Consider the following 13,579-nt stretch of genomic DNA (forward strand, 5'->3'; position numbering starts at 1 on the left):
GATTGTTGGGATGCGCGATCGGCCGGGGAAGCGGCCCCGTCGCGCGGCGGGTTTGGTGGTCGCGCGGCCCGTCAGCGGGTCTTGGCGGCGACGAACTCGATCTCGACCAGGGCGCCGGGCAGGACGAGGCCCGCCACCTTCACCGTGCTGCGCGCCGGCTTGTTGGGCTGGGCGGCCGTGCCGAAGGCCTCGGCCCAGGCCTTGTTGAGACCCGCGAAGTCGATCTCGCCGTTCTTGGCCGGATCGCCGACCAGGAAGACGGTGGCCTTGACCACGTCGCCATGGCCAAGCCCCTCGGCCTTCAGCGCGGCTTCCAGCCTGGCCAGCACCGAGCGGGTCTGTTCCTCGGCCGTGCCGGGCCTGGTCTTGTCGGCGATCGCCGGCAGGGCCCCGCTGAGGAAGACGAGCTCGGTTCCGGCCGGCACGGCCACCGAAGGGGTGATGGCGATCGCGCCCGATGACGGCGCGCGGCGGATTTCGGCGGCGTTTGCCGAGCCCGCCGCGAAGGCGGCGGTCAGAACGAGGGCGAAGGCGAGCTTGCGGATCATGGACGGGTCTCCGTTCGGGAAAGGGTGAGGCGATCGGCGCGGACGCGCTGGGCGATCAGGCCGACCGTGCGACGGGCGGCGGCGACGCCGCCCTCCTGCCAGCTGGGCAGTTGCGAGAGGTGGGCGCCGGACAGGAAGATCCGGCCCTGGGGCTGGTTCAGCAGGCGATAGGCGGCCGGGTCGTTGCCGTCGGCCTCCCAGTGGATCCACGGGCCGAGGGTGAAGGCCTGGCGGTTCCAGTCGATCACCAGCGGCGCGGCGAGCTCGCGACCCTTGCCGGGGTGAAGCTTGTCGATCGCCGCGCGGGTGACGGCGACCTGGTCATCGAAGCCTCGCGCCTGGAAGGCCCTTGCCGCCGCGCCGACGGTATAGGCGCCGACCAGCAGGCCGCGCGGCTGGTGGAAGCCGCCGCTGGGGTACCAGACCAGGGTCGTCTCGCCGCCGACGAACGACAGGCCGCCATAGATCTGCTCGGCCTCCCAGAAGCGCGGCGCGTCGAAAGCCACCTTGGTGGCGTTGTCATACTTGACCTCGGCGACGGCGGCCTGGACTTCGCCCGGCAGGTCGTTGGCGATCCTGGCCAGGACCGGCAGCGGCACGGTGACGACGAGGTAGTCGGCGGTCAGCTTGCGCGCGGCGCCGTTCCTCCGATCACGGACGGCGACTTCGGCGACCTGCGGCGTCTGGCGAAAGCCCGTGACCTCGGTCCCCAGCAGCACAGGTCCCTTCAGCGCCTCGGCGAGCGCCTTGGGGATGGCGTCCATGCCGCCGGTCGGCTCCAGCATGGTGGCCTGCATGAGGATGTTCTCCTCGAACAGGGCGTAGGGCAGGGTCTCGTCGGACAGCAGTTCGCGCAGAGCCAGGGGCGGCCGGGCGACGCCCTTCTGGTCGGCCGCGCCGGGCGCGGTGACATAGCCGGACCGTTCGGAGCCCCTGTAGGCGCCGCCGGCGTCGAGATCGCCATAGGTCTTCAGGAAGGCCAGCAGGCGCTCCCTGTCGGCGGGGGTCAGTTCCTGGTCCAGGCCGCCGCCGCGCGTGGCCTTGGCCAGCAGTTCGGACAGGCCGCCACGCAGGTCGTTGATCGCCTGGCGCTGCTGGATCGGCTTGCCGCCGAACGCCGCGTCGGACTGCAGGAGGCTGCTGCGGCTGGAATTGACCTCGACCTCCAGCGGCACGCCCAGGGCCTTGGCGTAGGACAGCACGCCCTGGTGATGGCTGGGCAGGCGGGCAGGGCCGGCGTTGAAATAGAGGCCGGGTGAGAAGCCGGCCGTCTGGCCGGGGCGCTCCAGCGTCTCCACCCGGTCGCCGCCGCGGATGGTCCAGTTGCGGCCGCCGACGCGATCGCGGGCCTCGACCACGGTGACGGAAAAGCCGGCGCGCTCCAGTTCGTAGGCGGCGACCAGGCCGGCGATCCCGGCGCCCAGCACGATGGCCGAGCGGCCCTTGCCGAAGTCGCGCGGCAGGTCCGGCGCGTCCTGCGCGAAGGCGGCGGATGTCAGGCCCAGGCCCTGAAGGGCGGCATGGCCGGCGGCGAAGCCTCCGAGAGCGAAGGCGCGAGTGATGAACGAGCGACGGCTGACCAAGTTTGAGAACGCCCTGTACCAGGACCTCCCCAAGAAGCGGCCGCCGCCGAGGCGGCGGCCGGAAGTGAACGCGGGGAAGTCGCCAAAGAAGGAGAGCGGCGCATCGCGTCGCCTCCGAGTGGTATTCGGGTGCCGCCTCGGCCTCTGTGGGTATTCAGAAAAACTGCGTTCGCTTTAGGCTCGTCTTCCAGTGCTGATGGAAGATTTGTTTGTGCATTGAATTTGATGGATATTCAGATCGTCTGCGCGCGCGCGACGGCGCTGGCTGGCGCTTATGAGTAATTCTGCAGCACTCTATGAGGCGCTGGTCGTTGAGCTGCCGTCATCTGCGCCGATGAGCCCCGGAACTACATCGTCCAGCGCAGGCCCAGTCGGAACTCGCGCCCGGTGTGGTGGCGATAGGTCGGAATGAGCGTGCGGTCGCTGAACTGGCGCTGGTAGGCGTCGGTCAGGTTGGCGGCCTCGGCGGTCAGGGTCAGGCGCGGCGACAGCGTCAGGCGCGCGGCGGCGTCCAGGGTGGTGAGCGGGTCGACCCCGTCGACGTCGCCGCCGTTGGGGGCCGGGATGGTGGCGAGATAGCGGCTGCGATGGCTGAGCGCGGCGCGCGCTTCCAGGCCGGGCCGCTGATAGGCGAGGCCGATATTGGCCGCCACGCGCGGTGCGCCCAGGGCGTCCTGCATGTCGACCCAGACGCCGGCCTGATCCAGCAGCCGCACCACCGTTCGGGTGTAGGCCGCCGCACCCTGCACGCTCCAGGCCTGGCCGAGCGGGGCGCGGAACGAGACCTCCATGCCGGTCAGCCGACCCGGGCCCGAATTGATCGGCCGCGAGAACTGCCAGATCGGCAAGCCGGGCGAGCAATCGGGCGCCGCGCCGCAGGCGGCGGCCGCGACGCTGTCGGGCAACCCGAACGGATTGGCCGAAAAGGGCGCGGGCCGGGTGCTGGTGCCCTGCACCGTGGTGGCGATGGCCTTGCGGTAGATCGCCGCCGAAAGCTGGACGCCCGGACGCGGGCGCCAGTCCACCGACAGATCGAAGGCGTCGGCGCGCGTGGGGCGCAGGTCGGGATTGCCCGACGAGGCCGACTTGGCGCCGGTGGTCGATACGCTGACGCCGGGGCGCAGGCTGATCAGGTCGGGCCGCACCATCACTCTTGCCGCGCCAAACCTAAGGACCACGTCGGACGAGGGGCTCCAGGCGAGGTTCAGCGACGGCAGGGTGGACCAGTAGTCGCTCGACGCACGGGTCCAGCGTGCCGCCGCGTCCTGCCCGACATCGAGGCTGGCGGCTTCCAGCCGGGTGTGGATCACGCGCAGGCCCGCCTCGCCCCAGAAGCTGCGGGAAGGCGAGCGGGGAAGGGCCAGTTGCAGGAAGCCCGCGTCGGAACGCTCGGTGACGTCATAGTTCAACCCGGCGACCGGGCCTGGGCCGAGCGTGAAGCCCGAGCATCCGTCCCGCGCGCAGGCGGCCGCCAGCGCCGCGGTCGTGTCGATCGCCAGCCATCGCTCCGGCGCGCCGACGACGCCGAAGTCGACGCCCTGGCCGACGAGCCGGACATAGTCGGCCAGGGGCAGGGCCTGCAGGCCGGCGGGAAGCTGGGCGTTGATGTTGCCGATGCCGCCGTCGGACCGCATGCGCGCCGAGCCGACGTTGCGGTAGGTCTTGGCCAGCAGGCCCACGCGCCAGTCCAGCGGACCCGAGCGGTTTTCCAGGTCCAGCGCCAGCGACCGATAGCTGTTGTCGACCCAGTTGGGATCGGAGCGGAACTCGCTGATGGTCCAGGCGTCGGGTGAAGCGAGGGCCGCGTCGCCGAAATCGAGCGCGGGGCGATCCTTGTCCGAGAAGTCGTAGGCGAAGCCGTCGACGTCGAATTGTTCCAGGTAGAGCGTCTGCTGGACCGGATTGCTGAAGTCCGAGCGGCTGAACCCGGCCAGCAGCCGGCCTTCCAGGCCGTCGCGGAACCGATGGGTGGCCGCCAGGGTGGTCTGGCGGAAGATCGTGTTCAATGCGTCTCGGCGAGCCTCGGAGCGCACGTCGACATCGTCGAACCTGCCGGCGATCAGCACGGGCTTGCGGCCGCCGAACAGGGCGATGTCCGCCTGTGTGACCTTGACGGCGTTGATGCCGCAGCGCGGATCCGGCGGCGTCGCGCAGACGCCAGGCGTGCGGAAGGTGAAGCTTTCCAGCAGGTTCTCGCGGCGGCTGGAGCGGAGCTCGGCGTAGATCGTGTCCAGGGCGATGCGGGTGGCGTCGTCCGGGCGCCATTCTAGGGATCCCGTCAGGCCCAGGCGATCCTGATCGATGTCCATCAGTTCCAGCCGGGGGATGCGGGCGTGCAGGGCGGCGTTGACGCTCGCCAGGTCGAGCGGCGCGGCCACCGATCCGAACCCCGGGGCGACGGCGAGACCGGTCTCCCATTGGCCGGCGCTGGCGCCCGCCTCTACCACCGAGCGGCCCGAATAGGCGGCCGAGACCAGCACGCCCAGCCTGCCGGCGGCGTCCCTGCGCGACAGCACCGCCGACAGTCGCGGCTGGGCCTCGCGCGACAGGGTCTGGTAGCCGCCCTCGACGATCAACACCGCATGGCGGTCGGGCAGTTCCAGGGGCGAGCGGGTGCGCATGTCGATCGTCGCGCCGAGCGAGCCTTCGTCGACGTCGGCCGAGGCGGTCTTCTGCAGGCGCACCTGCTTGAACAGGTCGGCGGCGAAGATGTTGTAGTCGAACGCTCGCCCGCGATTGGTGCCGCCCACGGCGTTGCTGGCCCCGAAGGTGGCCAGGGTCTCCATGCCGTTGACCCGCACCCGCGTGAAGCGGCCGCCGACGCCCCGTACGGCGATCTGGCGCGCCTCGCCGGCTTCCGGTCCGGCCGTCACGCCCGGCATCTGCCGCAGGGCGTCGCCGAGGCCGAGCGCGCCGGCGCCGCGAAGCTGATCCTCCAGCAGCACGTCGACCTGGGCCGGCGCGTCGCGCGCCTGTTCCGTCGTGGGCTCGGCCAGGGGGCGGGCCAGCACGCTGATCGGCGTGACGAGGGTGGGCTCGTCAGGCTGCGGGGCTGGGAGGCGAACGGGCGAGGGCGGGGCGGTGGAGATCGCCTCGGTCCGGCGTTTGAGGGTCACGACGCCCGAAGCCGAGATCGAGAAGTCCAGGTCCGAGCCGGCCAGCAGGGTTCGCAGGGCCTGGCCGAGCGGCATCGATCCCGAAAGGCCCGGCGCGCGGCGGCCGGCCGTCATCGCCGCGGGGGCGGCGATCACCGCGCCGGTCCGGGCCGACACCGCCAGCAGCGCGGTGGCCAGCGGCTGGGCCGGCTGGTCGAAGGCGAAACGCCGTTCGGGCGCGGCCGCCAGGGCCGGCGCGGTCGCCAACCAGGCGGCGGCCATGACCCCGATCGCGGGGACGACCTTCATCGCGGCCGAGACGGGCTTTCGGGGCGAACGTCGATGGTTCGCCGGCCGTCGGCGGTCCTGACGCTGACCGGCAGGATCTCAGGCAGGCTGGCGATGAAGCGGTCGGCCTGTTCGAGCTGGAAGCTGGCGGTGACGCGCAGCGCCGCGGCGCGCGGCGTGACCGTGAGGTCGCCGTGTCCCCTGGCGGCGAGGTCGGCGATCACGTCGCCCAGCGGGGCGTCGGCATAGGCCAGCCGCCCGGCGCGCCAGGCGGCGGCCTGGTTGGGTGCAGGCAGTCGGCCCGTTTCGGCCTGGCCCTTCTCGACGATCACGTAGTCGCCCGCGCCCAGGCGCGCGACCTGTCGCCGGGCCTTGCCTTCGTAGACGGCGACGCGCCCTTCCTCGACCGCCACGCGGACCTGGCCGCTCGCGCTTTGCCGGGCGTCGAAGCGGGTGCCCAGCACCTCGATCTCGGCCTGGCCCACCGCGACCTGGAAACGCCGGCCGTCGGCCTTGCGCACGCTGAAGAAGGCCTCGCCGCGTTCCAGCACGTAGCGGCGGTCGTTCCAGCGCGACGGTTGGGCCAGGCGACTGCCGGGGGCCAGGACGGCCGTGCTGCCGTCCCTGAGGGCGACCTGTCGGGCCTGGACGCCGCTTTCCAGCGGGGCCGGCGGGCCGGCGACGAAGATCGCGGCGACCAGGCAGGCGGCCAGCGCTGTCACCCCGCCGATCCAGGCCGCTGTCCGCTTGGGGGCGAGGCGTCGGGCGGCCTCGGTCGGCCGCGCCATGAGGTTCAGGTCGCTCAGCGCCAGGAGGACGGCTTCGGCTTCCCGGTAGGCGCGCTGGTGCGTCTCGTCGGCGTCCAGCCAGCGGCGCAGCGCGGCCGAGCGCTCCGGCGGGAACGGCTCGCCGAACACCGCCAGGGCCCAGGCCCGGGCCTCCTGGCCGATCGGCGAGTCAGGATCGACGGTTGCGTTCACGCGACAGGCCCCTGTAGTCGGCTTTGTAGTCGATGGCGCCGCGCGCCAGGGCGCGCTGGCAGACGACGGTGGTCTCGTCGATGGTCTTGCGCACCAGGGCTTCGGAGACGCCCTCGCGCCGCCCGATCTCGGCGAAGCTGAGGCCCTCGATGCGGCTGGCCGCCAGATAGCGGCGGTGCCGATCCGGCAGGCCGGCGACCACCTTCTCAAGCAGTTTCAGGTCGTCCCGCGCGATCAGGGCGCGCTCGACGTCGGGCGCGTCGTCCGGCTCCAGGGCCTGGGTGGAGGCGTCCAGCAGACGCGCCGCGCGCTGGCGGCGACGGCGGCCATCGAGGGTCAGGTTGATGGCGACGCGGAACACGAAGGCGCGCGGGCTTTCCAGCGATCGGTCGGAGGGGCGCTCCCCCAGCTTGAGGAAGGCCTGCTGGGCGACATCCTCCGGGTCGGGCGGGCCCGCGCCGAACCGCGCGCGCAGGAAGGCGCACAGGTCGCCCCAGTCCTGGGCATAGGTGCGCCGATAGGCCGATCGGTCTTTCCACTGCTCGGCCCAATGCTCAGCATCGTCGCCGCGAGCCTCTGGCCGCTCCGCCCTCGACACGGGGTCTCCCCAAACATCCGGTCTCGCCGGTTGGCCGGACGATGCTGGCGAAAGTCCGCACGATCAATGGACTGCGAAAAATTATGCGTCCCTGACGCTTTTCTTGTGCGGATGGCTGCTTGCCAGGCGTCGTTTAGTGTCGGGAAGAAAAGCGGATAAATTCTCCGCATTTATTTAAGTTACCGGTACCTTTTTCTCTTTTCGTGTCGATTGCGACATGCTTATTTCAATCATGACACCGGTGGCTAACCGGGCGAGACGGTCGACAAGGCCGCGGCATGGGAAGGGGAGGCGGTTCGATGAACAGCTCTGTGCGCGACTCAAGCGCGACATCGCACGGCCGATCCGCCGGCGGCGAGCGGCCCGCCGAAGAGCCCGTCCTCGATATCGCCCGGGCCTTCCAGGCGGATGTCGGCGACATGCTGACCCGTTCTCTCTGCCGCCAGATCCGCGAGGCCCTGCTGGAGGGCAAGGTGGTCGACCTGCCCGGCGTCGGGCGTTTCGAAATCCGCGACAAGCGCCGCTACGGCCTCGTCAATCCGATGAGCGGGGTTCGCGCCGATCTCGGCGGCGAGCGCGCCGTCGTCTACCGACCCGATCGCAAGCTGTTGCGCGACCTGAACTCTTCCCGAGGCGATGTTTGATGAGCGTATCCGTCCGCAGCCGTCGCTTCGGCGTGGTTTCGTTTCTGGCGTTGGCCCTGGCGTCGGCGCCGGCCGTCGCTCTGGCGGGCGCCGACGCGTTCCATGACGTGACGCTGTCGCCGGAGGCCCGCGCCGCCGATCTGGTCTCGCGCATGACGCTGGAGGAGAAGGCCGGCCAGCTGAAGCATGCCGCGCCGGGTATTCCGCGCCTTTCCGTGCCCGCCTTCAACTGGTGGAGCGAGGGTTTGCACGGCGTGGCCCGGGCCGGCGAGGCCACGGTGTTTCCGCAGGCCATCGGCATGGCCGCCACCTGGGACGTTCCGCTGATCCAGAACGTGGCCGACACCATCGCCACCGAGTTTCGCGCCAAGTACGTCGAAAAGCGCGGCGCCGACGGAAGCTCCGGCCAGTATCGGGGGCTGACCGTCTGGTCGCCCAACATCAATATCTTCCGTGATCCGCGCTGGGGTCGAGGGCAGGAGACCTGGGGCGAGGACCCGCACCTGACCGCCGAGTTCGGCGTCGCCTTCGTCCACGGCCTGCAGGGCGAAGATCCCAAGCACTACAAGACCGCCGCCACCGCCAAGCACTTCGCCGTGCACAGCGGCCCTGAGGCCGACCGGCACCACGACGACATCCATCCCAGCAAGCACGATCTGGCCGACACCTACCTGCCGGCCTTCGAGGCGCTGGTGAAGCGCGGCAAGGTCGAGTCCGTGATGTGCGCCTACAACGCCGTCGACGGCGTGCCGGCCTGCGCCAGCGACTTCCTGCTGAAGGACACGCTGCGCGGCAAGTGGGGCTTCAAGGGCCACGTGGTCTCGGACTGCGCCGCCATCGCCGACGTCTTCCTGCCGACCTCGCACAACTACGCCAAGACGCCGGCCGAAGGCGTGGCCGTGAGCCTGAAGGCCGGCACCGACCTGATCTGCGCCGAGTTCGGGCTCAACAAGAGCGCCGAGATCGGTCCGATCGTGGAGGCTGTGCAGAAAGGGCTGCTGACCGAGGCGGAACTCGACCAGGCCGTTCGTCGCCTGTTCGTCGCCCGCATCAAGCTGGGTCTCTTCGATCCGCCGGCCAATGTCGCCTATTCGAAGATCACGCCCGCCGACAACGACACGCCCGCCAACCGCGCCCTGTCGCTGAAGACGGCCCAGGCCTCGATGGTGCTGCTGAAGAACGACGGCCTGCTGCCGCTGAGGGCCGCGCCCAGGCGCATCGCGGTGATCGGTCCGAACGCCGACAGCCTCGACGCCCTGGTCGGCAACTACAACGGCACGCCCTCCAGGCCGGTGACGGTGCTGGCCGGGATCCGCGCGCGCTATCCGGATGCCGAGGTGACCTTCGTCGAGGGGACGGGGCTGGTCGGCGCGCCGATGAACACCCTGCCCAATGACGCGCTCTGCTCTGACGCGGCCTGCGCCGCCAAGGGCGTGAAGCTCGAGACCTTTCAGGGTCTGGACCTGGCCGGTGAGGCCAAGGTCGAAAGCGCCGCCAACGTCCAGGTCGGGTGGGGGCGCCCCCAGCGCGAAAAGCGCCAGACCTCGACCCGCTGGACGGGCTTCCTCAAGCCGACCGAGACGGGCGTCCATCGCTTCACCCTGCGCGGCGAAGGCGGCTATCGGGTGATCGTCGACGGCAAGGTCGTGGTCGACGCCTGGAAGCGCCCCGCCGACGCCACGCCCGAGGGCGCCGTCGCCCTGACCGCGGGCCGGTCGCACGCCATCACCGTCGAGGCCTGGCAGGATGGCGATCGCGGTGACCAGCGCCTGACCTGGAGCAAGCCCAGCCAGGGCGCCGAGGCCGCGATCGCCGCGGCCAAGAACGCGGATCTGGTGCTGTTCGTCGGCGGCCTGACCGCCAAGCTGGAAGGCGAGGAGATGTCGGTCCGCGCTCCGGGCTTCGCCGGCGGCGATCGCACCCGCATCGACCTGCCCGCGCCGCAGCAGAGCCTGCTGGAAGGCCTGCACGCTACCGGCAAGCCCGTGGTGCTGGTGCTGATGAACGGTTCGGCCATGGCCGTGAACTGGGCCGACGAGAAGCTGCCGGCCATCGTCGAGGCCTGGTATCCGGGCGGGGAGGGCGGACACGCCGTCGCCGGCCTGATCGCCGGCGACTTCAGCCCGTCCGGCCGTCTGCCGCTGACCTTCTATCGCTCGGCCGACCAGCTGCCGCCGTTCAAGGACTACGGCATGGCCGGGCGCACCTATCGCTACTTCGGCGGCGAGGCGCTCTATCCGTTCGGCCATGGGCTGAGCTTCACCCGCTTCACCTACGGCCAGCCGAAGTTGGCCAAGTCGGTGAAGGCCGGCGAAGCGATGAAGATCAGTGTCGATGTCGCCAACACCGGCGGCAGCGACGGCGACGAGGTCGCGCAGCTCTATGTCTCGCGCGGCGCGGCCGGCGCGCCCATCCGTTCGCTGAAGGGCTTTCAGCGGATCGCTCTCAAGGCCGGCGAGACCAAGACCCTGACCTTCGAGCTCGACCCTTCGGCGCTCAGCGTCGTCGACGCCACTGGCGTGCGCGCCGTCGAGGCGGGGCCGGTCGACCTCTGGATCGGCGGCGGACAGCCGGTGTCGCGCCATGGCCTCGCCAAGCCCGCCGGGGTTTCCGCCCGCTTCGACGTCTCGGGCCGGAAGGTGCTGCCGTGAAGCTGGATCGCCGTTCCTTCCTGGCCGCCGGCGGCGCGGGTCTGGCCGCGGCCGGCATGGTCGCGCCGGCGTCGGCCGCCGACCTGCTGGCCGTGCCCGACGAGGGCTGGAGTCTCTGGATCGACCAGGCTGCGTCCTGGAAGGACGATGCGCTGCACCTGCCCAGCGCCGTCGACCTGACGGCCCTGCCGGTCAAGCCGCCGACCGGCGGCTGGGGCGCGCTCGGATCATCCGACGCCATCACCGTCAGCCTGCCGACCACGGTCGAAGAGCACTTCTGGGGCAGGTTCGCCTCGCGCCCCTACGGCGCCGACGAATACCGCTACGCCGAGGACGACGACGTGCCCCGCTACGGCGCCTACAAGGGCGTTTCCTGGTGGTCGCGGACGATCGACATTCCCGCCGGCGCCAAGGGCAAGCGGGTCCTGCTGAACCTGCGCGGCGCGCGGCTGCGGGCCGAGGTGTTCCTCAACGAGCGGCTGGTCGGCTACTCGATCATGTCGGAACTGCCGTTCGCCTGCGACCTGACGGCGGCGATGAAGCCGGGCGAGGCCAACCGTCTTTCCATCCGCATCACCAATCCCGGCGGTCGCTTCGACTGGCGTGACAGCACCACCATGGTCTGGGGCAAGGTCAAGCTGTTCGCCTCGCACGGTTTTGGTGGTCTCGATCGCGGCATGACGCTGAGCGTGCATCCGCTGGCCGCCCGGATCGACGATGCCTGGGTGCTCAACACCCCGCAGCCGCGCACGATCACGGCCTTCATGGACGTGGTGCTGGAGCAGCCGGCCGCCGACCCGCAAGGCTTGCGCGCAAAGGCTTCGGCGACCCTCGTCGACGACAAGGGCGTGAGCGTCGCCGCCGACATCAAGCTGGAAGGGCTGGAGGCCCTGGAGGGCGGCCGCCGCCTGCGGGTCCGGTTCTTGGTCACCGCGCCCAAGGCCGAGCTCTGGGACCTCGATACGCCGCGCCTGCACCGGCTGCGCCTGTCGTGGGCGCAGGCCAGGGGCGAGGTTGATACGCGTGAGGTGCGCTTCGGCTTCCGCTGGTTCGGCGTCGAAGGCGTTGGAACCGACGCCCTGTTGCGCCTCAACGGCCGTCGCATCCGGCTCTATTCGGCGATCTCCTGGGGCTACTGGGGTTTCAACGGCCTGTGGCCGACCAAGGAGCTGGCGCGTCGCGAGGTCGCCGCCGCCCATGCGCTGGGCCTGAACGCGCTGCACTTCCACCGCAACGTCGGCAAGCCCGAGGTCTTCCAGGCGATGGACGAGATGGGCCTGCTGCGGGTGATGGAGCCCGGCGGCGGCCGCCACGCCATCGGTCGCGACCTCAAGCCGGGCGAGAGCCTCAATCCCGCCGACGCATTCAGCCGCCAGTTCATGGTCGAGAAGTGCCAGGCGATGGTGCGGGCGTTCCGGTCGCATCCGTCGCTGGCCCACTACACCCTGCAGAACGAGATCGGCGCGAACCTGGCCAATCCCGACGTGCAGTTCGTGCTCAAGGCCATGCATGACCTGGATCCCAGCCGGGCGGTGATCCTCAACGATGGCTTCGTCAAGCGCGGCGCGGCCCAGGCGATGTACCTGCCGTACAACGACCACTACTTGCGTTCGGACGTCGAGGAATGGGGCGGCTGGTGGGTCGAGCACCAGGGCGCCGGCGACCAGTGGTACGACAAGTTCTACGCGTCCAAGGACGACTACATCCACATGCAGAAGGGCAAGCTCTTCATCGTCGAGTTCGGCGAGATGCAGGGCTGCGCCGTGGCCGACAACCACGTGGCCATGGTCGCCGAGATCCTGGCCAAGGGCGGCAAGAGCTACGACCTGGAGGACCACAAGGTCATCGTCGAGGCCACCAGCGCCTATCTGGATCGCTGGGGTTTCCGCAAGGCGTTCCCGACCACCGAGGCGCTGTTCCTGTCGGTGGGGCGCAAGGCCTACGAGGCCTGGCGCAACTACCTGGAGAACATCCGGCTGGGTGAAACGGTCGACGTCGCGGCCATCTCGGGCTGGGAAAGCACGGCGATCGAGAACCATTCGGGGATCGTCGACGCCCTGCGCGGCTTCAAGGCTGACCCGGTTCTGATGAGTCAGAGCCTGCGGCCGGTCCTGGCCGTGGCCAAGCCCCGCAAGCTGGCCTATGCGCCCGGCGAGGCGGCGGAACTGGATCTCTGGCTGTTCAACGACACCGGCAGGCCGGTTGTCGGCGATCTGGTGCTCAGCATCGTCGGGCCGGATGGCGCGGCGCGAGCGGCGGGGCGCTGGCCGGCGCCCCCGCACGAGGCCGACCGGATGTCGTGGCTGGTGGCCGAGAGCGTGCGCGCGCCGGCCTTCGAGCGGGAAGGGCGGCATGTGATCCGCGTGGCCCTTGCCGGCAAGGGCGAGGTGGTGTCCGATCGCGAGGTCTGGATTGCCGCGCCGGTCGGTGGCTCGCGTCGCAAGTTGAAGATCGCCGTCTCCGGCGTCGCCAGGAGCCTGCGCAGCCAACTGGAGAAGCAGGCCGGGGTCGCGGTCGAGGACTTCAAAGCCGGCGTCCGCTACGACGGGATCGTCGCCTCGGGCCTGAAGGCCGACGAGATCGTCCGCCGCCAGGTCGGCGAGCAGACGGGCCTGGAGGCACAGCCCAAGAAGGGCGAGAAGCCGCAACTGGTCCTGGGCGAGCTTCCCCCCGAGGTGCTGGCCGCGGTGTCGAGCGGAACGCCGCTGCTGGCGGTGGTGCAGGAGGACGGCCTGGCCGAGGGCGTGGCCAGGCAACTGGCTGGTCTTGGCCTCTTCACCTACGCCGGCCAGGTCGGCGGCCTGCGGGCGCCCTGGATGGGCAACTGGAACTATGTGCGGCGCCATCCGACCTTCGCCGGCATCCCGTCCGACATGGCCATGAGCGTGCTGCACCAGGTGGAGGGCCAGCCCTCGAACGGCCTGCTGGTCGACGGGGAGGGCGTCGAGGTGATCGCCGCCTACAGCCGCGACCACGACCGCCACAACGGCGCGGCCAGTTTCACCGCGCGCAAGGGCGCGGCGCGGGTGCTGGTCCATCGCCTGCCCGACATGGTCGCCCCGCTCCAGACGCGCTGGCTGAGCAATGCGCTGGACTGGCTGGCGGCCGATCCGATCACTAGCCCTGGAGGGTGAGCGACGATGTCTAGCGCCTAGAGCCGAGACCAGGACGGCGGCCAGCCGCCGTCCGTGA

At 70.6% G+C, this 13,579-nt stretch carries 8 protein-coding genes; 3 read left to right on the forward strand and 5 right to left on the reverse strand.

Annotated features, from left to right (window positions below):
* Positions 1–71: 71 nt before the first annotated feature.
* From AC1DCG_RS09585 to AC1DCG_RS09605, 5 genes are all read right to left on the reverse strand, one after another.
* Positions 72–548, reverse strand: coding sequence for a Rid family hydrolase (locus AC1DCG_RS09585; protein ID WP_477030019.1), 477 nt, complete (start codon positions 546–548; stop codon positions 72–74).
* A complete protein-coding gene (locus tag AC1DCG_RS09590) occupies positions 545–2,131 on the reverse strand; it encodes a flavin monoamine oxidase family protein (RefSeq protein ID WP_477030020.1) in 1,587 nt (528 codons plus the stop codon). Before AC1DCG_RS09590 ends, AC1DCG_RS09585 begins: the two co-directional genes overlap by 4 nt.
* A 347-nt stretch (positions 2,132–2,478) precedes the next feature.
* On the reverse strand, positions 2,479–5,535 hold the full coding sequence (locus AC1DCG_RS09595) for a TonB-dependent receptor (RefSeq protein WP_477030021.1): 3,057 nt from the start codon (positions 5,533–5,535) through the stop codon (positions 2,479–2,481).
* The gene (locus AC1DCG_RS09600; protein ID WP_477030022.1) at positions 5,532–6,494 is read right to left on the reverse strand and encodes a FecR family protein; all 963 of its coding nucleotides are present in this window, start codon (positions 6,492–6,494) and stop codon (positions 5,532–5,534) included. The genes AC1DCG_RS09595 and AC1DCG_RS09600 overlap by 4 nt, the downstream gene beginning before the upstream one ends.
* The gene (locus tag AC1DCG_RS09605) at positions 6,472–7,092 is read right to left on the reverse strand and encodes an RNA polymerase sigma factor (protein ID WP_477030023.1); all 621 of its coding nucleotides are present in this window, start codon (positions 7,090–7,092) and stop codon (positions 6,472–6,474) included. Before AC1DCG_RS09605 ends, AC1DCG_RS09600 begins: the two co-directional genes overlap by 23 nt.
* A 299-nt stretch (positions 7,093–7,391) precedes the next feature.
* Between AC1DCG_RS09605 and AC1DCG_RS09610 the strand changes: the two genes are divergently transcribed.
* From AC1DCG_RS09610 to AC1DCG_RS09620, 3 genes are read left to right on the forward strand one after another with little or no spacing between them, the layout of a single operon-like run.
* Positions 7,392–7,736, forward strand: coding sequence for an HU family DNA-binding protein (locus AC1DCG_RS09610; RefSeq protein ID WP_477036514.1), 345 nt, complete (start codon positions 7,392–7,394; stop codon positions 7,734–7,736).
* A complete protein-coding gene (locus AC1DCG_RS09615; protein WP_477030025.1) occupies positions 7,736–10,387 on the forward strand; it encodes a glycoside hydrolase family 3 C-terminal domain-containing protein in 2,652 nt (883 codons plus the stop codon). The genes AC1DCG_RS09610 and AC1DCG_RS09615 overlap by 1 nt, the downstream gene beginning before the upstream one ends.
* Positions 10,384–13,521, forward strand: coding sequence for a sugar-binding domain-containing protein (locus AC1DCG_RS09620; protein ID WP_477041467.1), 3,138 nt, complete (start codon positions 10,384–10,386; stop codon positions 13,519–13,521). The genes AC1DCG_RS09615 and AC1DCG_RS09620 overlap by 4 nt, the downstream gene beginning before the upstream one ends.
* Positions 13,522–13,579: the final 58 nt, after the last annotated feature.

It is taken from the genome of Caulobacter sp. 10L414, from assembly GCF_056395525.1.